Annotated in this window: 26 protein-coding genes and 1 other RNA gene; 19 read left to right on the top strand and 8 right to left on the bottom strand. The window is 32.9% G+C overall.

The window, feature by feature from the left end; translation table 11 throughout:
- Nucleotides 1-6 precede the first annotated feature (6 nt).
- Nucleotides 7-1,821, bottom strand: coding sequence for a M3 family oligoendopeptidase (locus G314FT_RS04125; RefSeq protein ID WP_257702179.1), 1,815 nt, complete (start codon nucleotides 1,819-1,821; stop codon nucleotides 7-9).
- Nucleotides 1,822-1,917: 96 nt separating this feature from the next.
- On the opposite strand from G314FT_RS04125, the gene G314FT_RS04130 reads away from it, so the two are divergent.
- From G314FT_RS04130 to G314FT_RS04180, 11 genes are all read left to right on the top strand, one after another.
- Nucleotides 1,918-2,421: a VanZ family protein gene (locus G314FT_RS04130; protein WP_257702180.1), complete on the top strand. Its 504-nt coding sequence runs from the start codon at nucleotides 1,918-1,920 to the stop codon at nucleotides 2,419-2,421.
- Nucleotides 2,422-2,495: 74 nt separating this feature from the next.
- A complete protein-coding gene (locus tag G314FT_RS04135; RefSeq protein ID WP_257702181.1) occupies nucleotides 2,496-3,218 on the top strand; it encodes a YebC/PmpR family DNA-binding transcriptional regulator in 723 nt (240 codons plus the stop codon).
- Nucleotides 3,219-3,325: 107 nt separating this feature from the next.
- Nucleotides 3,326-4,276, top strand: a complete 951-nt coding sequence (comGA, locus tag G314FT_RS04140) for a competence type IV pilus ATPase ComGA (RefSeq protein WP_257702182.1) — start codon at nucleotides 3,326-3,328, stop codon at nucleotides 4,274-4,276.
- Nucleotides 4,197-5,279, top strand: coding sequence for a competence type IV pilus assembly protein ComGB (gene comGB / locus G314FT_RS04145; protein WP_257702183.1), 1,083 nt, complete (start codon nucleotides 4,197-4,199; stop codon nucleotides 5,277-5,279). The genes comGA and comGB overlap by 80 nt, the downstream gene beginning before the upstream one ends.
- 50 nt (nucleotides 5,280-5,329) lie before the next feature.
- Nucleotides 5,330-5,575: a competence type IV pilus major pilin ComGC gene (gene comGC / locus G314FT_RS04150; RefSeq protein ID WP_257702502.1), complete on the top strand. Its 246-nt coding sequence runs from the start codon at nucleotides 5,330-5,332 to the stop codon at nucleotides 5,573-5,575.
- Complete coding sequence (locus G314FT_RS04155) at nucleotides 5,568-6,011, top strand: type II secretion system protein (protein WP_257702184.1); 444 nt, start codon at nucleotides 5,568-5,570, stop codon at nucleotides 6,009-6,011. Before comGC ends, G314FT_RS04155 begins: the two co-directional genes overlap by 8 nt.
- Entirely contained in the window at nucleotides 5,995-6,303 is a 309-nt protein-coding gene (locus tag G314FT_RS04160) for a type IV pilus modification PilV family protein (protein WP_257702185.1), read from the top strand. The genes G314FT_RS04155 and G314FT_RS04160 overlap by 17 nt, the downstream gene beginning before the upstream one ends.
- A gap of 44 nt (nucleotides 6,304-6,347) precedes the next feature.
- A complete protein-coding gene (locus tag G314FT_RS04165; protein ID WP_257702186.1) occupies nucleotides 6,348-6,710 on the top strand; it encodes a ComGF family competence protein in 363 nt (120 codons plus the stop codon).
- Nucleotides 6,688-7,017 carry a hypothetical protein gene (locus tag G314FT_RS04170; RefSeq protein ID WP_257702187.1) on the top strand — a complete coding sequence of 110 codons (330 nt, stop codon included), beginning with the start codon at nucleotides 6,688-6,690 and terminating at the stop codon, nucleotides 7,015-7,017. Before G314FT_RS04165 ends, G314FT_RS04170 begins: the two co-directional genes overlap by 23 nt.
- Before the next feature lie 124 nt (nucleotides 7,018-7,141).
- Nucleotides 7,142-8,155 carry a class I SAM-dependent methyltransferase gene (locus tag G314FT_RS04175; RefSeq protein ID WP_423837523.1) on the top strand — a complete coding sequence of 338 codons (1,014 nt, stop codon included), beginning with the start codon at nucleotides 7,142-7,144 and terminating at the stop codon, nucleotides 8,153-8,155.
- A gap of 14 nt (nucleotides 8,156-8,169) precedes the next feature.
- Nucleotides 8,170-9,354 carry an acetate/propionate family kinase gene (locus G314FT_RS04180; RefSeq protein WP_257702188.1) on the top strand — a complete coding sequence of 395 codons (1,185 nt, stop codon included), beginning with the start codon at nucleotides 8,170-8,172 and terminating at the stop codon, nucleotides 9,352-9,354.
- Between the two features lie 64 nt (nucleotides 9,355-9,418).
- Here the strand turns inward: G314FT_RS04180 and G314FT_RS04185 are convergent, their stop codons facing one another.
- From G314FT_RS04185 to G314FT_RS04195, 3 genes are all read right to left on the bottom strand, one after another.
- Nucleotides 9,419-9,880: a universal stress protein gene (locus tag G314FT_RS04185; RefSeq protein ID WP_257702189.1), complete on the bottom strand. Its 462-nt coding sequence runs from the start codon at nucleotides 9,878-9,880 to the stop codon at nucleotides 9,419-9,421.
- A 318-nt stretch (nucleotides 9,881-10,198) separates the two neighbouring features.
- Nucleotides 10,199-10,388: non-coding RNA, 6S RNA (gene ssrS, locus G314FT_RS04190), on the bottom strand.
- A gap of 39 nt (nucleotides 10,389-10,427) precedes the next feature.
- On the bottom strand, nucleotides 10,428-11,708 hold the full coding sequence (locus G314FT_RS04195; protein WP_257702190.1) for a replication-associated recombination protein A: 1,281 nt from the start codon (nucleotides 11,706-11,708) through the stop codon (nucleotides 10,428-10,430).
- 109 nt (nucleotides 11,709-11,817) lie between these two features.
- Here G314FT_RS04195 and G314FT_RS04200 point away from each other — a divergent pair, with 109 nt between their 5' ends.
- The 6 genes from G314FT_RS04200 to G314FT_RS04225 all read left to right on the top strand — a co-directional run bounded on the left by G314FT_RS04200 (nucleotide 11,818) and on the right by G314FT_RS04225 (nucleotide 18,140).
- Entirely contained in the window at nucleotides 11,818-12,291 is a 474-nt protein-coding gene (locus tag G314FT_RS04200) for a DUF3013 family protein (protein ID WP_257702191.1), read from the top strand.
- Nucleotides 12,292-12,306: 15 nt separating this feature from the next.
- A complete protein-coding gene (gene prmA, locus G314FT_RS04205; RefSeq protein ID WP_257702192.1) occupies nucleotides 12,307-13,254 on the top strand; it encodes a 50S ribosomal protein L11 methyltransferase in 948 nt (315 codons plus the stop codon).
- Nucleotides 13,255-13,256: 2 nt separating this feature from the next.
- Nucleotides 13,257-14,012, top strand: a complete 756-nt coding sequence (locus tag G314FT_RS04210; RefSeq protein WP_257702193.1) for a 16S rRNA (uracil(1498)-N(3))-methyltransferase — start codon at nucleotides 13,257-13,259, stop codon at nucleotides 14,010-14,012.
- A 118-nt stretch (nucleotides 14,013-14,130) separates the two neighbouring features.
- Nucleotides 14,131-16,347, top strand: a complete 2,217-nt coding sequence (locus G314FT_RS04215) for a RelA/SpoT family protein (protein WP_257702194.1) — start codon at nucleotides 14,131-14,133, stop codon at nucleotides 16,345-16,347.
- 11 nt (nucleotides 16,348-16,358) lie between these two features.
- On the top strand, nucleotides 16,359-16,796 hold the full coding sequence (gene dtd / locus G314FT_RS04220; protein WP_257702195.1) for a D-aminoacyl-tRNA deacylase: 438 nt from the start codon (nucleotides 16,359-16,361) through the stop codon (nucleotides 16,794-16,796).
- A 159-nt stretch (nucleotides 16,797-16,955) separates the two neighbouring features.
- Nucleotides 16,956-18,140, top strand: a complete 1,185-nt coding sequence (locus G314FT_RS04225; RefSeq protein WP_257702196.1) for an MFS transporter — start codon at nucleotides 16,956-16,958, stop codon at nucleotides 18,138-18,140.
- An 834-nt stretch (nucleotides 18,141-18,974) separates the two neighbouring features.
- On the opposite strand, the gene G314FT_RS04230 is transcribed toward G314FT_RS04225, so the two are convergent.
- Nucleotides 18,975-19,103 (bottom strand): hypothetical protein, encoded by a 129-nt coding sequence (locus G314FT_RS04230; protein ID WP_257702197.1) that lies wholly within the window; start codon nucleotides 19,101-19,103, stop codon nucleotides 18,975-18,977.
- Between the two features lie 105 nt (nucleotides 19,104-19,208).
- Complete coding sequence (gene trhO, locus G314FT_RS04235; protein ID WP_257702198.1) at nucleotides 19,209-20,186, bottom strand: oxygen-dependent tRNA uridine(34) hydroxylase TrhO; 978 nt, start codon at nucleotides 20,184-20,186, stop codon at nucleotides 19,209-19,211.
- Between the two features lie 168 nt (nucleotides 20,187-20,354).
- Here trhO and G314FT_RS04240 point away from each other — a divergent pair, with 168 nt between their 5' ends.
- Together G314FT_RS04240 and G314FT_RS04245 are read left to right on the top strand one after the other, a co-directional pair.
- A complete protein-coding gene (locus tag G314FT_RS04240; RefSeq protein ID WP_257702199.1) occupies nucleotides 20,355-20,786 on the top strand; it encodes a NusG domain II-containing protein in 432 nt (143 codons plus the stop codon).
- A 142-nt stretch (nucleotides 20,787-20,928) separates the two neighbouring features.
- Complete coding sequence (locus G314FT_RS04245) at nucleotides 20,929-21,165, top strand: hypothetical protein (protein ID WP_257702200.1); 237 nt, start codon at nucleotides 20,929-20,931, stop codon at nucleotides 21,163-21,165.
- Between the two features lie 225 nt (nucleotides 21,166-21,390).
- Here the strand turns inward: G314FT_RS04245 and G314FT_RS04250 are convergent, their stop codons facing one another.
- The gene (locus G314FT_RS04250) at nucleotides 21,391-22,023 is read right to left on the bottom strand and encodes an ECF transporter S component (RefSeq protein ID WP_257702506.1); all 633 of its coding nucleotides are present in this window, start codon (nucleotides 22,021-22,023) and stop codon (nucleotides 21,391-21,393) included.
- Nucleotides 22,024-22,034: 11 nt separating this feature from the next.
- Nucleotides 22,035-22,577, bottom strand: coding sequence for a phosphopantothenoylcysteine decarboxylase (locus tag G314FT_RS04255; protein ID WP_257702201.1), 543 nt, complete (start codon nucleotides 22,575-22,577; stop codon nucleotides 22,035-22,037).
- Nucleotides 22,578-22,580 lie beyond the last annotated feature (3 nt).

The raw sequence follows: 22,580 nt of genomic DNA on the forward strand, positions 1-22,580 counted from the left end.
TTTAAATTATTTAACGTAGTCTTCTGTTAATTCTAAGAATGTGTTCACATCTTGAATCATCATATCAATTCCAGCTTGCCAGAATTCACTTGATGTTAAGTCGACATTTAAATGTTTTTTAGCTAACTCTTCAGTTGTCATTGACGCTGTATCACGTAATAAAGCGATATAGTCATCTTCAAATGATGTTCCTTGTTTTTGAGCGAAGGCATAAATACCTAAGCTGAACAGGTAACCAAATGTGTATGGGAAGTTGTAAAATGGCACATCATCAATATAGAAGTGCAGTTTACTTGCCCAGAAATGTGGATGATAAGAATTCAATGAATCACAGTAGCTTTCTTTTTGAGCAGCTACCATTAAATCAGTGATTTCAGTATCTGTTAGGACTTTTTCTTTGCGTTCAGTATAGAAATTATTTTCAAAAATGAAACGTGCGTGAATGTTCATAAACATGGCTGTTGCATTTTGCATTTTAATATCAAGTAAATTGATTTTTTCTTCAGTTGATTTTGCTTGTTTAAGTGTTGCATCTGCTACAATCAGTTCGGCAAATGTACTAGCAGTTTCTGCTACGTTCATTGCGTAATCTTGACTAACTGATGGTAAATCCCACATCACGTGTGAATGGAAAGCATGTCCTAATTCATGAGCTAATGTAGAGACTTCGTTGATTGATTCACCGTATGTCATGAAGATACGAGATTCTTCATTTTCTGGCAATCCAGTACAATAACCACCTGGACGTTTACCTGGTCTATCTTCTGCTTCAATCCAGCTTTTTTCAAAGGCCATTTTAGCAAAATCAGCCATCTTAGGACTAAATTTATTGAAGTTTTCAACAATGAAATCAGCTGCTTCATTGAATGTATAGCGTTTTTCTTCAAATTCACCTAAAATAACAGGTGCATCTTGATCTTGCCAATCCATTTTTTCTTTACCGAATAATTGTGCTTTACGAGTTAAAAAATCAACGAATGGTTGTTTGTTTGCAGCAATGGTTCCCCACATAGCGTCCAATGTTTCTTTTTTCATACGGTTGTATTCTAAAGGAATCTCTAAATGATCAGTGATGCCATGTAATTTGTTGTTTGTTAAACGGAAACCATCCAAATGGTTCAACGTATCAGAGAACAGTGGTGCATAATTTGCCCACGTTTTTTCCCACGTATCAAATAAACGCTGTCTAACATCTGTATCAGCGTCACCCATCATACGGTTAAAGGCTTGCCCTGCTGAAAGATATGTTGTTTTTCCATCTTCTTCAAATGGAAATTGAATGTTTGCTACAATTGTGTCGTAGTGAGCACTCCATGCATTAAAGCCATCTGTTGATAATTGGTTGATGACTGATTCTTCTTTTTCACTTAAAAGGCGTTTGCTTTGTTCACGTGCTTCTGTTAAATTAAAAGCCACACCTTGTTTTTGAGCAAAATCTGAAGCAAGTAAAGCTTGCCAAGTATCAGTTGACAGGTTAGTTAATTTTTTATTAAAAAGAACATTGGCATTTTTAAACCCAGTGTGTTTTGTAAACAAGCCAGCTAAAACACTGCCTGCTTTTTTATTGTTAACATCTGCTGATTGAATGGCATTAACAAAACTGATTGTTTGGCCAAATCCTTTAGATATTTTTTCTTGAACTGTCATAATAGCTTCGAATGCTTTAAATTCTGGCGTATCTGTTTCTGGATTCCAATCTGTTACGAGTGATTGGTACTCTGTAATCTCATCATCTAGTAATAAAAGGCGTTGTTCTAACTCTTTTGAGTCAATGCCTCCGTTAAAAATTGAATCTAAATCCCATGTTATTGAATATGTCATATTATCTGACTCCTTTCATTATGGTTATATTATACCCTATACTATTAAAAAACAATGATAAAAAAGGAAAAAAGTTTAAGATTGGAGAAGTTCATTATGAAAAGTAAATTAAGTCAATCGAAAGTTTACATAGTAATCTCAATTGTGATTATGGTTATTTTATTTTACAGCTCATCAAAAACATACACAGAGCAAAGTTCTGTCCCACTTCTTCAAAAGTGGCTAGCTAGTGAGCCTTTTGCTTCGAAATTACAAAATGTTGTGTTTCATTATGGAGGAAATGAGGTCAGTATTCAAGCAATGGGATATTTTAAATTTGTGGAATTTTTTATTCGAAAAGCAGCTCATTTTTTTACCTTTTTTATCTTAGGTGGAAGTTTATTTTTAATATTGCATTCAAAATTAAAGCAATCGCTATTTAGTTTATTTTTTGCTTGGTTTAGTGCGACAGGTTATGCGGCAATGGATGAGTTTCATCAGATGATAACGGGTGATAGAACGCCGTTATTTCAAGATGTGATGCTTGATAGCATTGGGGCGTTAACAGCATGTGTGATGTTAGTAATTTATCTTGAATTTGGTCGCAAAAAGTCAAGGTGAGGTCTCTTTTTTAATCAATTTATGATAAAATGACATTATATGTTTGATATTATTTTAGAAAGAGGGGAATTGAAATGGCAGGACATTCAAAATGGAATAACATTAAGAATAGAAAAGGGGCACAAGATGCTAAACGTGGTAAAGTGTTCCAAAAATTATCGCGTGAAATCTATATGGCAGCAAAAAGTGGTGGTTCTGACCCGTCTTCTAACCCTTCGCTAAGATTAGTGTTAGATAAAGCAAGAACAGCGAATATGCCAAATGATAATATTCAACGTGCAATAAAAAAAGCAACGAGTGCTGGTGAAGGTGAAAACTATGATGAAGTTGTTTATGAAGGATATGGACCAGCAGGTGTGGCAATTTTAGTTCATGCTTTAACAGATAATCGTAACCGAACTTCAACTAACGTACGTGTTGCATTTAATAAAAATGGTGGTTCTCTGGGTGAATCTGGTTCGGTCTCTTATATGTTTGATCGAAAAGGCTACATTGTGATTGAAAGAGAAGGACTGGATGTAGATGAAGACACGATGATGCTAAGTGTGCTAGAAGCTGGTGGTGATGATATAGAAGCATCAGAGGAAGTATTTGAAATTTATACTGATCCAAGTGCATTCACAGCAGTACGAGATGAGTTAGAAAAAGAGTATACGTTGGCACAAGCAGAATTAACTATGGTGCCACAGACACTTGTTACATTGAGTGAATCAGATAAAGAAAAATTAGAGAAGATTGTTGATATTTTAGAAGATGATGATGATGTTTCAGAGGTATTCACATCTGCAGACATGTAGCAATAAAGCAAAAAACAACCAGAAAAAATTCTGGTTGTTTTTTTTTTTGCTTTTTTAAGAATATTTTTTAAAAAAAGCAAATATTAAAGATGAGAAAGGAAAAAAATATGAAAAAACTAGCTAAAAAATTATTAGAAGTTGGTTATAAAAACCAAGTGAGTGATTTGTATATTCTCCCTAAATCTTCATCAATGTATGACGTGTCATTTCGGAAGCATCATGATATGACAAGTTATGATTTATTATCCTATAAAACAGCTGAACAATTAATTTTATATTTTAAATACCTTGCAGGGATGGATATTGCCGAAAAGCGTAAAGTTCAGATGGGTGGAACGACTATTAAAGTTAAAAAAGAAACCTTTCGGATTCGATTATCTGTTGTAGGTGATTTCTTGAATCGTGAAACACTTGTGATTCGTTTTTTATACCCGATGTCGAGCAAAAGTCTTCAGTTTGTTGATAATAATCAAATTGAAAAAATAAAAAAACAAATTACACGCAATGGCTTATTCTTATTTTCTGGTCCTACAGGTTCGGGAAAATCAACTACGATGCATTTACTGATGCAATATTTAATTCATCAGGAAAAAAAGCATATTATCACGATAGAGGATCCAGTGGAAATAGAGGATACAGATTGTCTTCAATTTCAAGTCAATGAAAAAATCGGTTTAACTTATCAGGAACTGATTAAGGTATGTTTACGACATCGACCAGATTGCTTGATGATAGGAGAAATAAGAGATACAGAAACAGCACAAATGGCTATGAGAGCAGCTTTAACGGGACATTTAGTCTTTTCAACTATCCATGCTAAAAATAGGAAAGGAGTTGAGGAAAGATTAATCGAATTAGGGATTCCTAGAGAAGAGATGAATCAAAGTGTACAAGGAATTTTCTATCAAGAGATGTTGCCGTTAACATCTGGAAAAAATTATGGAGTGTTATATGACATATTTTATAAAGAAGGAGAAGATGAGTGGGAAAAAAGTTTACAAAAAGCCTATTATGAAAAGAAAATCACACAAAAAACTTATCAAATCTATAAAAATTAAACCGTATAATCATCAAGAAAAATATGAGTTTATCTATCTATTAGGTAATTTGTTAGAAAATGGGTTTAGTTTGGAACAAAGTATTCAATTCATGAAGACTATTTCTTTCAAACAAGAAAAACAATTGACTTATATTGAAAGAAAACTACTAAAAGGTGAGTCTTTAGCGAAGTGTTTACTGGGAGTTGGTTTTTCAAAAGAGCAGTTAGCGCCAATTAAATTCTCAGAAGTTCATGGGGATTTAGTTGGAACGTTAAAGAGAATGTCTTCGCAAATGAAAGAACGACAAAAACAGCGAAAAGAAATGATAAAGGTATTAAGCTATCCTATTTTGTTATTAATCTTTTTAGTAGGGATGATTGTTGGAATGAAGTGGGTAATACTACCGCAGCTTTCAGAATTATCGCAAGACCCTGCAGCACCATCCATGTTTAGTTTGATTGATAAGGGATTGAAATATGGCCTATTTTTCATTAGTACTTTGGTATTATCTGGGTATTTAGTAGTCAATCAGTTAAATCGACACTCGCAAATAAATAAACTGATGCTTTATGCTCGATTACCTGTTATTGGAAAACTTTTAACCAGTTACTATACATCATTGTTTGCAACAGAATGGGGGAACTTATTATCACAAGGAATGGAATTTAAAGAGGTTGTATTGATTATGCAACAAAAAGGGTATTCACAATTAATGCAAGAGATGTCAAAAGAAATAAAAATAAAATTAGAACAAGGTATTTTTATTGATGAGCCAATTAGTCAATGGCGTTTTTTGAAACCAGAATTGACGTGGATTATTAGACAAGGTGAAATTCATGGGAGACTTGGACAAGAGTTAATCATTTTTGGCGAACGAGAGTGGGAAAATTTTATGACAGAATGTGAGAAAAAGATTCACTTGCTTCAGCCAATAACCTTTTTAATCATTGCGATATTAATTGTGTCTGTTTATGGCTCATTATTATTGCCAATATATAATGGAATGGGGGATTTTTATTGAAACTATTACAGAAATTAAAAAAGAAGAATGATGGTTTTACCTTACTTGAAATGTTGATTGTATTGCTAGTTATTGCTGTATTAATTATTTTGTTTGTACCAAATCTTTCTAAACAACAAGCGAGTATTAATAAACAAGGTGATGATGCCTTAAGTAAAGTTATTCAGACGCAAACAGAAATGTATTATTTAGATAATAATGAAAGACCAAAAGATTTAGATGAGTTAGTACAAGGCGGGTATATTTCGAAAGAACAAAAAGATAAGGCAGAAAAAATAGGCATTAAAGTTGAGTAATGACGGGTTTACTTTATGGGAATGCCTATGTGTGTTACTTATTATCAGTATTTTTGGATTACTGCCAATTATCAAAATAGAAAAGTGGAAAGAACAGAAGACTATTACGTCACAATTAATAATGTTTGAAAGATTATATGAAAAAAGTCAACATAGTGCAGTGATAGAAAAGGAAAGTAGTAAAATATTTGCGGATAAAGATTCACAAAGAATCATATTTAATTACACATTAAAAGGCCAAAAGAAGGAAGAGTTTCTTTACATAGAGGAACCATTACTCATTATGAGAGAGAGCTCCCTTGAACTACAAGCAGGAACAGCAAGTCCTAGTAAATTGGAAACGTTCACTTTCTTTGATCAATCAACACAAACAAAAATTGACTATATTGTTCAATTAGGAAGTAGTAAGGTGTTTAAATATGTGGAAAGGCAATGATGGCTTTTTATTATTTGAGAGTTTGTTAGCTTTGTTTATATTAACAGTTGGTATTTTGTTTATGCTACAAATAATATTATTTGTAAGGCAACAAGAAAATCAAAATCAATTATATTTAGAGTTAGCTATTTTTGCTAAAGAATGGGAATATATAGAAACTAAGATTGATGAACAAGGATTAAAAGAAAAAGCAGTTAAACAAAAGATTCAATTAATAGAAAGTAGTGAGGACACTTTTATTATAGAAAAAGAAGGAACAACTTTAGAGATAATGATTTTAGATGTGAATTAAATAATGGCTTTACTTTGTTAGAGTGTTTAATAGCATTAAGTCTTATGACGGGTTTGTTATTGTTTTTAACGCCGTTTATTAAACAAATAAATCAATTATGGACGTATCAAGAAAATGCTTCATATTTAGAAATACATATTGGTAAAAGGCAGTTAGAACATGAAATTGAGTCTTTGACGTTGCTAGAAGTAAAACCAACTGAATTAGTTTATAAAAAAGCAGTGGACGGAAAAGCAGATGAGCGGATTATTTTTGATATGTATGAGGACAAGTTACGAAAAAAACCAGGATTTCAGCCTATTATAGTTGGTTTGAGATCAGCAACATTTGTCGAACTTGATTCATTAATTGAGATGACACTAGTGACATTACAGGGGGAGCGGTATGTTTACTTTCTTAAAAAATAAAGAAGGAAGTATTGCTCTTCCTTTTTTAGCAGTCCTTTTATTATTTACAATAACGACATTATATTTTATCGATGATTATCAACATAAACAATTTGTTATAAAACAAGCAACAGATGCTTATTTAGCAGATATTCTAGAAGAAAAATGTCGAAATTACGCTTTAGAAATGGAAGATAATACATCAAAAATAATTGATTATAATATTGGAACAGTGAAACTTGAAAAAAGTAAGTATGGTACGTATGTTACTATTTTTATTGATTTAAATACAGGTTTTAAACGACAGGTTTTTGTAAAGATTAAGTAAAGGCTATCAAAACTTCAAAAAAACCCTATCATTTTCAGTTTTAATACCTTGAAATATCCAAGTGCTTTCGATAGAATAGGAAAGTAAGAGATTTGTGAATTAAGACAAGGAAGAGGTGACACAATTGTCTCAAACGAATGTGGAGATAGGCTTTAAAAATATGCATGAATCTGTGAAATTGCTTCAGCAAGAACTGGATACATCTTTTTTTGATGCTTATGTCGAAAACGGAGAGAATTTATTGGATGGTGGTAGCGTTCGTGTTATTGATAATGTTCCAAATCAAGTAGCAGTTAAACAGCTTGAAGCGTATTATCAAGAGTTATTAGGCATGACGTTGTCAACTGAAGAAAAGAGAAAAATCACTCAGTTAACATTACTTAGTGGATTAAAAGTGGAACCACTTCAAGCAAATCATCAACTAACACCAGATGGTATTGGCTTTTTATTTGTTTATATGATTGAACAATTGATGAAAGATAAGCAAGACGATATGGTTGTTGGGGACTTGTCTGTTGGTATGGGTAATCTACTTTATACAATTTTAAGCAATTTAAGCGTAGCCGGTTATACTAATATTAAAGGAATTGGTGTTGATATCGATGAGTTATTATTAGAAGTAGCTGCTGTGAATAAAAATTGGTTAGGATTAAAAGCAGAGTTATTTCATCAAGATTCTTTAGAACCATTGCTTATGGAACCATTAGATGTAGCAGTTGCTGATTTACCGATTGGGTATTACCCAAAAGATGATGTATCAAAAGACTTCATGACATCTTTCGCTACTGAACACAGTTATGCACATCATTTATTAATGGAACAGAGTATGAAGTATGTGAAAGAGGAAGGCTTTGGCTTATTCTTAGTGCCAAATAATTTTCTAGAAACAGAACAAGCTGATTCTCTTAAAAAGTGGTTAGTTGAAGAAGTTTATCTGCAAGGTATATTACAGTTACCAAAAACTCTTTTTAGTCAAAAAAGTTTAGGAAAATCGATTGTACTTGTCCAAAACAAAGGAAATAAAGCTAAGCAAGCCCAAGAGGTATTACTAGCAGAGTTACCATCTTTAAAGGAAAATAAAAGTGTATTAAATTTTGTCAATCAGTTTCGTCAATGGTGCGAATCGAATATAAATTAGAGGAGAAAATAAACATGTCAAAAACAATCGCAATTAATGCTGGAAGTTCAAGCTTAAAATGGCAATTATATACAATGCCAGAAGAAACAGTTATCGCTAAAGGAATTGTGGAAAGAATTGGATTAAATGATTCAATTTTTACGATTAAATATGGTGAAGATAAAAAATATGAAGTGATTAAAGATATTGAGGATCATGAAATTGCTATTAATATGTTATTAGAACAATTAACTGCATTAAATATTATTGAATCTTTTGAAGAAATCACAGGAGCTGGTCACCGTATTGTAGCTGGTGGAGAACATTTCAAAGAATCAGCTATTATCGATGATGAAGCACTTGCTTTAGTTGATGATTTAGCAGAATTTGCGCCATTACATAACCCAGCAGAAGCGAAAGTTATCCGCGTATTCCAAAAATTATTGCCAAATACATTAAATGTTGGAGTATTCGATACATCATTCCATACAACAATGCCTAAAGTAAACTATTTATATAGCATTCCAACAGAATACTATGAAAAATATGGCGCAAGAAAATATGGGGCACACGGAACAAGTCATCGTTATGTATCAGAACGTGCTGCTGACATGTTAGGTAAACCAATTGAAGAATTAAAAATCATCACTTGTCACTTAGGTAATGGGGCGTCAATCACAGCTGTTGATGGTGGAAAATCAATTGATACATCAATGGGATTCACACCATTAGCTGGTGTTACTATGGGAACTCGTTCAGGTGATATTGATGCGTCATTATTACAATATTTAATGGGTAAATTAGAAATTACTGATATTAAAGAAATGGTTGATATTTTAAACAAAAAATCAGGTTTACTAGGTTTATCAGGTATTTCAAGTGACATGCGTGACTTAGAAAACGCTGATACAGAAGCTGCTAAAGTAGCAATTGAAATCTTTGAAGACCGTATCCGTAAATACATTGGTAGCTATGTCGCAACAATGAACGGTGTTGACGCTATTGTCTTTACAGCAGGTATTGGTGAAAATGCTATCGAAATTCGTAAAAATATTATTGACGGCTTAAGTGTTTTCGGCTGTGAAATCGATGCTGAGAAAAATAATATTCGTGGGGAAGAACGTGTTATTTCGACAGATGATTCTAAAGTTAAAGTATTATTAATTCCAACGGATGAAGAATTAATGATTGCAAGAGACGTTGAAGCGTTAAAAAAATAATTTATAAATTAATAAAAAGCTGGGATCACTTACTTTAGGGTCCTAGCTTTTTTGTTTAATTAATTTATTTTACTGTTTTATTATCCATATCTGTACGAACAACTAAAACGTCACTTTTGGCATGGATAGAGACATAACTTGATACAGAGCCAAGTAAAATTCTCTCCATAGCATTTAACCCAGTTGCTCCTAGCATAATTAAGTCGATTCCTAATTCTTTTGGTAAATCTTCTGATAGGACGATTTTAGGCACACCTATGCGAATCACTGTTTCTACTTTGTCGAAATTATGCTCATGAGCATACTCAATATATTGTTTTAGGGCCTTATCAGCTTCTTTTTTTGCATTTGTTGCGAGTGTTTCATCGTAGGATGAAACTGTTTCAAATGCGCGCATATCAACAATGTGAGCAATGTAAAGGGTAGCGTCATTTCGTTTAGCAACATGCACAGCTTTTTTAAGTGCGCGTTCAGCTTCCTTTGATCCATCCATTGCGACCAATATTTTTTTGTATTGTTTTTGCATGATAATCCATACTCCCCTTAGTGAATGTTTTGAGATAATATTATACTAAATATTGATGAAACGCAAAGTACAAGAAAGATGTACATTAAACTAATAAACTTTGTTGCAAAAAATAATCCAATAATTATGCCAATTATTGCTAATAAAAGAAGTGATATTGAAAATTTTTTTAATATTGGTTGATTTTTTTCTGTAAAGACAACTAACAAAGCCTTTTGTTTTTTTGATAAAAAATAACTGATTATACATAAAATAAAAGCAAAAATTATAAGGATAAATTTATACAACGTATCACAACCTTTTCATTTTAAACGCAAAAAAATATCCGTCGATGCCGTTTTGTATCCCTGATGGTTGAACCCGCTAAAAAATGCAGGTGGGAATCGCTGTAAATATCTCAAACTACCAAATGAAAAGGCCTGTTTTTAATAAATACTCGTTGATTCCCAAAGTAAAACGATTTGTTCGGTCAACACTAATGGGGATACTGCGTACATCACAGATATTATAGTTATATAATATCACAGGAAATTAAATTCTTCAATTGTTAGGGCTGACGTTTCTTTTGTGAAGTTAGCCATTCCCATTGTTTTCCTAAAGCCATTTCGTATTTCCCTGTTTGAACAGGTTCGTAGTAAGTAGCATATTTTATTTTATCTGGTAAGTATTGTTGTTTGACCCAATGATTATTAAAACTATGTGGGTATTTGTAATCAACACCTCGATTTAGTTTTTCAGCACCTTTGTAATGTGAGTCTTTCAAATGATCAGGCACGTCTCCTGTATTTCCTTGTCTGATGTCACTTAACGCGTTATCAATGGCGACAATACTTGAATTTGATTTTGGTGATAAACACAAATCAATCACAGCATTAGCAAGTGGAATACGAGCTTCAGGAAATCCTAATTTTTCAGCTGCTTGAACAGCAGACACAGTCCTTGCACAAGCTCCTGGATTAGCTAGACCAATGTCTTCGTACGCAATCACCATAAGTCGTCTACAAATCGACATCATATCCCCAGCTTCGACTAGTCTTGCCATATAGTGTAAGGCAGCATCCACATCACTTCCACGAATACTTTTTTGAAAGGCGGAAATCACATCATAATGAGCATCTCCATCCTTATCATGCGTGAGAGATTTTCGTTGCACACATTCTTCTATCACTTCTAATGTAATAACTATTTTTCCTTTATCATTAGATTTAGTAGATTTTACAGCAAGTTCCAAACCATTTAGCGCACTTCTTAAATCACCATTTGTTGCACGTGTTAAATGTGTCATGGCTTCATCAGTGAGTGTAACATCAAGGTTTCCTAAACCATCTACCTCATCAGTCAAAGCTCTATTAATAGCTTCTTTAATATCGACTTCAGTGAGAGGTTTGACTTCAAATATTTGAGTTCGACTGCGAATGGCAGGATTAATTGATATATATGGGTTTTCTGTTGTTGCTCCAATTAAAATCACGCGACCATTTTCTAAATGTGGTAGTAAAAAGTCTTGTTTTGGTTTATCAAGACGGTGAACTTCATCTAGTAACAAGATAAGTGTTCCACTCATTTTGGCTTCTTCTACAACAATTTGTAAATCTTTTTTACTATCGGTTGCAGCATTTAGCATACGAAAAGCATAGTGAGTTGAGCCTGCAATCGCACTAGCAATACTTGTTTTTCCAGTTCCAGGTGGGCCATATAAAATCATAGAAGAAAGTTGTTTCGCATCAACCATGCGGCGAATAATTTTTCCTTCACCGACTAAATGTTTTTGCCCAACAACGTCATCAATTGTTTTTGGTCTCATACGATAAGCGAGAGGTTTATTCATCTGTTTTCCCCCTTTAATAAACTTATTATAACATAGGTTTAGTATTGGCAAATGCTATCAACTTTTGTATGATAGAGACAATACAAAGAAAGTGTAAGTGTGTGAAAAAATGAAAGACAATATGTTAACAGAATTAGAAAAACAGCTTGAAAAAGCCTTAGAAGAATTTGACTTTGCCATTGATTGGGATGTTAAACAACATCGTATAGAATTATCTGTTGTGCTATTTGCTGAAAATAAATCAAACGATGTCATCGAAGACGAAGAAGGCGTTCAATCGGAAGAAGAAGTGATAGAGTTTGAAGATAGTTTAGTATTATATGCTGATGATAAAGAAACACCTGATGAATTAGAATATTTAACTGTGATTCCATTTAATCGTAAAAAAGGAATGACAAAAGGAGATATCACAGCGTTAGCAAACTATTTAGCAGAAGTGTTAGTGAATGGACAAGATGATTTACTAGACTTTTTAAATGATGAAACCATTGAAACATTTGAATTAGTGTGGAATGATGAGGCATTTGAAGAAATGAAAAAAAATAATGATGAGACAGCTATGGTAGCTTATCCAAAGTATTAAAAGGGAGATTAGACAATGAAGTGGAATCAATTATCTGTTATTACTTCCAGTGAGGCAGTAGAAGCAGTATCAAGTATTTTAATGGAAGCAGGAGCTAATGGAGTTGCGATAGAAGACGCGATGGACTTAGTAAATTTTGAGAGTGATCCTTTTGGTGAGATTCTAGATAAGGATACTTTTTCTCATCGAAAAGAAGGGGCAGAAGTCATTGCTTATTTCCCAGAAACGTTATTTTTACCAGAAATTATTCCTAGTATTCAACTAAAAGTAGAAGAACTAGCTTCTTTTGGGTTAGATATTGGTGAACATAGCATCACAGCTTCTGAAGTAGAAGAAAGTGATTGGGCGACTGCTTGGAAAAAATATTATCATCCAGTAAATATTAGCCGTTATTTAACGATTGTGCCTGAATGGCAAGACTATACATCAAACAATCCTGATGAACATATTATCTACCTTGATCCAGGCATGGCATTTGGAACAGGTACACACCCAACCACACGTTTGACGTTACAAGCACTTGAAGTGACTCTTCGTGGGGGAGAAATGGTATTAGATGTGGGAACAGGTTCTGGCGTATTAAGTATTGCGAGTAAGTTTCTAGGAGCAAAAGATGTGTTTGCTTATGATTTAGATGAGGTTGCGGTTAATTCTGCAAAAGAAAATATGGCATTAAATCCTATTGCAAAAGACGTACATGTTTCGGCGAATGATTTATTAAATGGTGTTGATAAAAAAGCAGACGTGATTGTGGCAAATATTTTAGCTGATATTATTGTATTAATGTTAAAAGATGCTCACCGTTGTCTAAAAGATAATGGAACACTGATTATCTCTGGAATTATTGAAGATAAAATACCAATGATTTTATCTGAGTTAGAAAAAGAGAAATTTATCGTTGATCAGTTGTTTAAACAAAAAGATTGGTATGCCATTATTGTTAAAAAGCAATTGGAGGACTAAACATGCAACGATATTTTTTACCTTGTGATTATGAAGAACAAGTAACTTTTGATTTAGTTGGAGATGATTTTCATCATGCGAAACATGTGATGCGAATGGTACTAGATGATGAGTGTTTTTTGGTTTTTAAAAATGAGTTGGCTATAAAAGCGAAAATTATTGAGATAACTGATGAAAAAATTATCTTTGAGGAAGTTGCTAAAGAAGAAATGGTAAAAGAGATGCCGATAAACGTGACGATTGCTTGTGGTTATACCAAGGGAGATAAGTTAGAATTGGTTGCACAAAAAGCAACGGAGTTAGGTATGCATGGATTGATTGCTTTTCCTTCGAAAACATCTGTGGTGAAATGGGATGAGAAAAAACGAAACAAAAAAGCACAAAGACTTGAAAAAATCGTTAAAGAAGCATCGGAGCAATCTCATAGACAAGTAGTACCTAGTGTATCATTGTATGGTTCTTTTAACGACTTACTAGAAAAAGCTATAGATTTTACACAGTGTTTAGTGGCGTATGAAGAGTCTAGTAAACAAGATGAGAATAGTCAACTCGTGAAAACATTAATGACTTGTCAGCCAGGTGATTCTCTATTGATTGTATTTGGACCAGAAGGAGGTTTAACATCCGAAGAAATAAACATATTAGAAGCGAAGAATGTTAAATGTTGCGCATTAGGTCCACGTATCTTACGAGCAGAAACAGCTCCATTGTATGCATTGTCTGCCATGAGTTATCAATGGGAATTAAATAAAAAATAAAATACGAAAAAAATCATCATAAATTGAAAATAGTGATTTAGGTGGGTTATAATAATCGTAATAAGATTAAGTTAAAAAGTACTATTGAGGTACTTTTTTTTCATAAGGAGGGGAAAACATGCCAAAAGAAAAAGATTTAACCGCTGAAGAAGTCATAAAAATGGTATCGACATATATGAACCCTCAGCATGTTGCATTTGTTGAAAAGGCAAGTCATTATGCAAGAGAAGCACATAAAGGACAATTTAGAAAATCAGGAGAGCCTTATATTATCCATCCTATCCAAGTAGCAGGGATTTTGGCTGAACTAAACATGGATCCTCATACGGTTGCGACTGGATTTTTACATGATGTAGTAGAAGATACGGACGTGACGTTAGAAGATTTAGAAAAAGAATTTGGTCCCGATGTCGCTATGTTAGTAGATGGCGTAACAAAACTTGGAAAAATAAAATACAAGTCACATGAAGAACAGTTAGCTGAAAACCATCGTAAAATGTTATTAGCGATGTCACAAGATTTGCGTGTGATTATGGTGAAACTAGCAGATAGAGTTCATAATATGCGAACACTGAATCATTTAAGAGAAGATAAACAACGACGCATTGCAAAGGAAACATTAGAAATTTATGCACCACTTGCTCATCGATTGGGGATTAGTTTGATTAAATGGGAGCTTGAAGATCGTTCGCTTCATTATTTGAACCCTCGTCAATATTATCGTATTGTTCACTTGATGAAATCAAAACGTGGTGAACGTGAACAATATGTCGCTCAAGCAGTAGAAGAAATCAGAGAAGCAACAGAAGAATTGGGAATCTATGGTGAGATTTATGGTCGCCCAAAACATATTTATTCGATATATTGTAAAATGCATAACAAGAAAAAAGAGTTTTCAGAGATTTACGATTTATTAGCGATTCGTGTCATTGTTGATTCAATTAAAGATTGTTACGCTGTTTTAGGTGCAATTCATACAAAGTGGAAACCACTTCCTGGACGATTTAAAGATTATATTGCAGTACCTAAGACAAATATGTATCAATCTCTTCATACGACGATTATTGGACCTAATGGTAGTCCAATCGAAATTCAAATTAGAACACATGAGATGCATCAAATTGCCGAGTTTGGGGTAGCAGCTCATTGGGCGTATAAAGAAGGAAAAACAGAGCAACAAACGGATAATAATGCTAATCAAATTAGTCTACTTCGTGAAATCATTGAGTTACAAGATGAAAATTATGATGCATCTGAATTTATGGCTAATGTTAAAGGCGAAATCTTTAGTGATAAAGTATATGTGTTTACACCAAAAGGGGATGTAACTGAATTACCGAAAGGATCTGGTCCACTTGATTTTGCTTATAACATCCATACAGAAATTGGAAATAAGACTACAGGTGCAAAAGTTAATGGTAAGATGGTTCCGCTTGATTATAAGCTAAAAAATGGAGACATCATTGAGGTCTTAACTTCTCAAAATTCATTTGGTCCAAGTCAAGATTGGATTAATATGGTTGTAACAAGTAAAGCCAGAAATAAAATCAAACGATTCTTTAAAATTCGTGATAGAGAAGAAAATATTGATAAAGGGAAACATCAACTAGAAAAACTATTTGAAGACAATGATTTTGTTGCAAAAGACTTTTTAACGAAAGAAAAAGTCGATGATGCTTTAGAAAAATTTGCGTTTCAACAATTAGATGATTTATATGCGGCTGTTGGTTTTGGTGAAGTAACAGCACAAGTTGTCTTTAATCGTCTAACAGAAAAAGAACGTAAAGAACGAGGCATTAAAAAGCAACAAGAAGAAAACGAAGAATTAATAAAACAATCTGCACAGAAAAAAGAAGTGAACCGAATGAAGATTCGTCATGAAGGTGGCGTCGTTATTCAGGGTGCGGATAATCTATTGGTTCGGATTAGTCGTTGTTGCAATCCTGTACCAGGGGATGAAATTGTTGGCTACATTACAAAAGGTCGTGGTGTGTCTATTCATCGTAAGGATTGCCCAAATATGAATAGTTCTCCTGAAGTAAAAGAACGTCAGATTGAGGTAGAGTGGGAAGACACTGCAGCAAACAGCGATCAAGAATATAATGCTGATTTAGAAATTTATGGGTATAACCGTTCAGGGTTGTTGAATGATGTTTTACTCGTTGTGAATGCTAATACTAAAAAATTGATGAGTGTTGAGGCTAAAACAGCTAAAAATAAAATGGGTGTTATCCATTTAACGATTAGCATCCGTAATCTAGCTCATCTAGAACAAATTGTTGATAAAATAAAAAACATACCAGACGTTCATAGTGTGAAGCGGACAAAAGGGTAGGTGTAAATAGAATGCGAATTGTATTACAACGTGTATCAGAAGCAAGTGTTTCAATAGATAAAAAAGAAGTAGCAAGTATTAAAAAAGGATATGTATTACTAGTTGGTATAGCAGAAGAAGACACAGAAAAAGAAGTCGATTATTTAGCTAAGAAAATAAGCAAACTAAGAGTATTTGAGGATAAAGAAGGAAAGATGAATCTTGATATTCATCAAATTGAAGGAAGTATCTTGTCTATTTCTCAATTTACCTTACTAGCAGATACAAAAAAAGGTAATCGACCTAGTTTTGCTAAAGCGGGTCATCCGGATATGGCAAGTAAACTCTATGATTACTTTAATAAACAATTACGTCAAGAAGGATTAGAAGTTAAAGAAGGTATTTTTGGAGCGGACATGTTAGTTGATATAAAAAATGATGGACCTGTAACGATTGTCTATGATAAATAAAAAAATAATTTGGATAACTTTAGTCAAGTTATTCAAATTATTTTTTGTCTTCTTAACAGACAAATTTCATCATATGGAAAAATATTAAAAAATGTTCTTTCCTTTTAACGATAATTATGATTTAATAGTAAAAATGGTTAAAAGAAGGAGAGATTGTTCGTGTCTAAGTATCAACGAAAAGTTTTAGTATCTACAGCAGCAGGTATTGGGTTAGAGAACATGGATATCATGTTTTTGGCATTTTCATTATCATCTATTATTTCATCACTACAGGTTACAAGTGCTCAAGCGGGATTTATTTCCACTATTACTAATTTGGGCATGTTGGCAGGTGGTATTTTTTTTGGTCTTTTAGCCGATAAAATAGGAAGAGTTAAAGTCTTTTCATATACAGTTATCACTTTTTCGATTGCGTCATTATTAATGTTTTTTGCTTCAAATATTTATTTAGTGTATTTATTCCGTTTGATTGCAGGGATTGGAGCAGGTGGAGAGTATGGAGCTTGTATGTCACTTGTATCTGAAACATTTTCTAAGAAAAATTTAGCCAGAGCAACGTCGGTAGTTGCGATTGGAGGACAAGTAGGAGCGATTGTCGCAGCCATTTTAGCATCCTTAATTATTCCAGTATTGGGATGGAAAATGTTATATGTCATTGGAGTACTACCAATATTTTTCGTTTTATTTATTAGACGAGGTTTAGAAGAACCTGACAGTTTTAAAGAACGTCAGGAAAGTGGTGAAAAGCCAAAATTATCTTTATTATTTAAAGATGGCCAAACGACTTGGCAAACAGTTGGATTAACTCTGATGGTAACCGTTCAAATTGCGGGATATTTCGGGTTGATGAATTGGCTACCTTCCATCATGCAAAAACAGTTAGGATTGTCTGTTTCAGGATCATCTTTATGGATGATTAGTACTATATTTGGTATGAGTTTGGGGATGTTAACCTTTGGAATAATCATGGATAAATTAGGTCCTAAATTATCTTTTGGACTATTTTTGATTTTTTCGTCATTATTAGTTTATTTGATTGTATTGGCAAAAGGGCAATGGAGCTTGTTACTATCAACCATGTTAGTTGGGTACTTTATTAATGGTATGTACGGAGGATATGGCGCAATCATCAGTTCATTATATCCAACAGAAATTCGCGCGACAGCTAATAATGTGATTATGAACTTAGGTCGTGCAATTGGAGGATTTTCTTCTGTTGTGATTGGCTTTTTAATGGACAATTATTCCCTAACAGCTGTAGTGGTGTGTTTATCGGCTATTTACTTAGTAAGTTTATGTATCATGCTGACTATTCCAGGGTTTAAATTGTATAAAGAAAAGTAGAGAGGAATTTATCTTTATATTTTCTTAAGTAAAAGTTTAAATAAACTAATAAAAAAAGGCATTGTTTTATCATGGTTTGATATTATTATATAAGTGTACCAACAAAACAACCCTAACAAACTTTTTCATTTTATTTACTCCTCCAAAGTAAATAAACAACTCCTTTTTGCCACTAGTGAAAACTAGTGGCTTTTTTATGTGGGATGTTCTTTACTTTTTCTTAAGTAAAACGTCACAAAAAGAATAAAAAAGGACATCATTTTTTCATAAAAAGAGGTTAGTATATAGTCATACCAACAAAACAACCCTAACAAACTTTTTCATTTTATTTACTCCTCCAAAGTAAATAAACAACTCCTTTTTGCCACTAGTGAAAACTAGTGGCTTTTTTATGTGAGATGTTCTTTACCTTTTCTTAAGTAAAACGTCACAAAAAGAATAAAAAAGGACATCGTTTTTTCATAAAAAGAGGTTAGTATATAAGCATACCAACAAAACAACCCTAACAAACTTTTTCATTTTATTTACTCCTCCAAAGTAAATAAACAACTCCTTTTTGCCACTAGTGAAAACTAGTGGCTTTTTTATTATCATAAATTATCAACTATACCGATGAAATTATCATATGAGATAGGAGTTATCTGGTCTATCATATATGGAAAAGGTAAGTTAAACGTGTTGTTTAGATGTTCTGTTACATAGTAGAGTTGTTTATCTAATGAAACAGCTAGTCCAAGTTCGAAGAAAGAAGTATGATCCATGTAACCAGTAATAAAAACTAAAGAACTCTTTTTATGGTATCGATTGTTTGTTCTAATGAGGAACACATACTAGTCATAATGGAAAACCATTGAGAAAACCAAACGATGTTGTTTCTTCTTTTTTATAAAAATAGGATAGAGCACGGCTTTCTATGATAGGATTAGTTGAAATTTGGTAGATATATTTTGTTTTAGTAGACATATCTTTATCTCCTTTACCATTGTTTTAATTATCATACTATTTATATACACTAGATATCAAATAAAACCTCCAACAACTATCTTTGTTAGAGGTTTAAAGTAACTTTTATTGTACAGTTTCCATTCTTTCAACATCAAATTCTTCACCTAAGTCATGAATTCTTTTAATCCATTCTTCTGGTGTAATGTTATTTTCAGTGATGTAACGATTTCTTTCATGAATACGACAGTCATGAGAACAACCACGTACATATTTTGCTTCGTTTTCTTCAGAGCACAAGATTTGTCTGTTACATTCTGGGTTACCACAGTTAACGTAGCGTTCACAAGGTGTACCATCAAACCAATCAACACCAACGATAACTGGGTCAACATGATTGATAGGAACACTAATACGTTCATCGAACACATACATTTTTCCATCCCATAGTTCACCTTGAACTTCAGGATCACGACCATAAGTAGCGATACCGCCATGTAATTGACCAACATCATTGAAACCTTCACGAACTAACCAACCAGAGAATTTTTCACAACGAATTCCCCCTGTACAGTAAGTCACAACACGTTTATCCATGAATTTTTCTTTGTTATCACGAATCCATTGAGGGAGTTCTCTAAATGTACGAATATCTGGTCGAACTGCTCCTCTAAAGTGACCTAAATCATATTCATAATCATTTCTTGCATCGATTACAATCGTATCTTCATCTAAAATAGCTTCTTTAAATTCTTGAGGTGATAAATAGTTTCCAGTTAATTCTAATGGGTTAATATCATCTTCTAATTTTAAAGACACTAATTCAGGACGAGGACGGACGAACATTTTTTTGAACGCTTGCTCGTCAGCGGGATCAATTTTAAAGAAAGTGTCTTTAAAACGCTCATCAGCATGCATGTAATCCATGTAACGTTGAGTATCTTCAGTTAAACCTGAAAGAGTTCCATTGATACCCTCTTTAGCAACTAATATACGTCCTTTTAGGTTCAATGATTTACATAATTCTAAATGTTCTTTGGCAAATTCTTCAGGATTTTCAATAGGGACATATAAATAATATAATAATACTTGATACTTTGACACAGTAATTCCTCCTAGAGTTTGTATCAAACAATTATAGATAAAAGTTTTAAAAATAGCAATATTGATGTTTTTTTCACAAGTGTATAAAAGGATATTTAAATAAAAAGTTGACGATTTTTGATTTTAACGTTATCTTACTAAGAGTAGTGCTTGAAAGGAAATAAAAAGATGAAATTATGGCATGAATTAAAAAAACAATGGCGATATATGGATGGTGTTGTAATCATTTGTTTGATTATGTTGTCATTTGTTCCGTATGTGGTTTTTGGAATGAGTCAAGCAAAAGAAAAAGATAATGACAATGGTACAATAGCCATTATAACCATAAATGGAAAAGAAGTTGATCGCTTTGATTTAAATGAAAATACCAAACATTTTGAAAAAACCTATTATCCAGGTGGAGATAAATATAATATAGTTGAGGTGGATGGGACGCGTATTCGAGTAAAAGAAGACAATAGCCCTGATCAAATAGCAGTAATGACAAGTTGGATTAGTCGTGTGGGTCAAACCAGTATCTGTTTACCACATAAACTAGTGATTGAGATAAAAGCAAAAAATCCAGAAAATGATGAAGATGATATGATTATGACTTACTAAAACTCTTACGAAAAAGTAAGAGTTTTTTGTTATACTAATAGAGAGAAGGGGAGGTATCATAACAATAAAAAAAATAGATTATTTATATCTAGTGATTGGGATTTATTGTGTTGTATTATTAATATCTGGAAAAATGTGGTTAATGATAACTTACCTAACCATGTTATCTATTGCAAAATATTATTCTATTAAACGGCAAAAAGAATTAAATTATATGTGGCATTTGGCTGAGAAAAATGGAATGTCATTATCTGAATTGAGTCAGTTATCAAATATAGGCCAATTGGATTTAAAAGCAACACAATATGAGGAATCGGGAAGGTATTTACCACCTAGAAAAGTAGTGGAACAGACAATCAATAAACTTGAAAAATATTAATGATGTCAGAATAAACATGTTAATGCACTTTATATTGTTTTTAAGTAGTTAAGATGAAATATTCTGTTCTTTAGTAGAATAATTTAAATATAAAACCCCACTTTAATTAAAGTGGGGTAGACTGATACAAGTACATAAGCAAGCGTAAGTGATATACGGGTTATGTCTCATAATAAAGTCATTTATTATTCTATCATATTTGTTCAAAAAAACAACGATTTTTTTCTATAGATGTTGTCCACCTTTTTGATAGATTTTCAACAACACGCCAGTAATAGTACTTACTACAATACCAGCTACTAATGCTTCTGGGACACCATTAATAAAAATAACACTTAAAACAGCTTTATAAAGACCAGCTCCGATGGCTACCCCTTTTAATTGAGAATAGGCATCTTGGAATAATAGATAGATTAAATTCATAACCAGAAGTGTATTAACCATTGAAGCAGCAACACCGGATATAAAGAGTGATAGTCTATCAGGTAATTTATTATTTGATTTTAGCCACTTATAAACAAAATAAGGGACAACACCAGTTAAAATTCGTGGGATAAGTGCAATGACAATCGCCCATAAACTACCATTATTTGTCCCAATGACAGGAATAAATGGTGAAAAAGCAAAAGATAAAGCAGAAGGCGTCATGGTATTAATCGTCATACTCAGTAATCCAAATGATAAACCTAAAAATGCTCCGATTCTTGGTCCTAAGACAATTCCTCCAATAATAACAGGTATGTGTACGAGTGTAGCTTTTATAAACCCTAAGTTAATAAATCCTAATGGGGTAAAAGAAAATAAAATGATGATTGCTAAAAATATAGCGGTAAGTGTTAAACGTTTTGTTTTCACAATGAAACTCCTTTTTATTTTTTGATTAATTCCTTTTTGATTATATCAATGATAACCTCAACATCAGCTAAGGCACCTTTACCATAATCACCACAAGCTAGTAAACTTTCTTTTGGTTCAATAATCGTGTAACCATCTTCTTCTAACTGTGCTAAATTTCGTTGCATAGCAGGATTTGTATACATATAGGTATTCATGGCAGGAGCAATAAATTTAGGGATATCATGGACAGCTAAAGCTGTGGTAGACAGCATATCATCTGCAATTCCATTAGCCATTTTCCCAATAATATTAGCAGTAGCAGGAGCAACTAAAAATAAATCCGCGCGTTTTACCATATCAATGTGATTAATATCACTCGGTTTACCCTCATACATGACATCAGTATGAACCATCTCTTTTGATAGTACTTGAAGGGTTAGTGGTGGAATTATTTGCGTGCTATTTTTTGTCATAATCACTTCAACGTCGATTTGTTGTTTTTTTAATTGACTGATAATATCAGCTGCTTTATAGGCAGAAATACTTGCAGAAACTCCTAATAATACTTTTGGCATAAG

It is taken from the genome of Vagococcus luciliae (genome assembly GCF_024637875.1).
Classification (GTDB): Bacteria; Bacillota; Bacilli; order Lactobacillales; family Vagococcaceae; genus Vagococcus; species Vagococcus luciliae.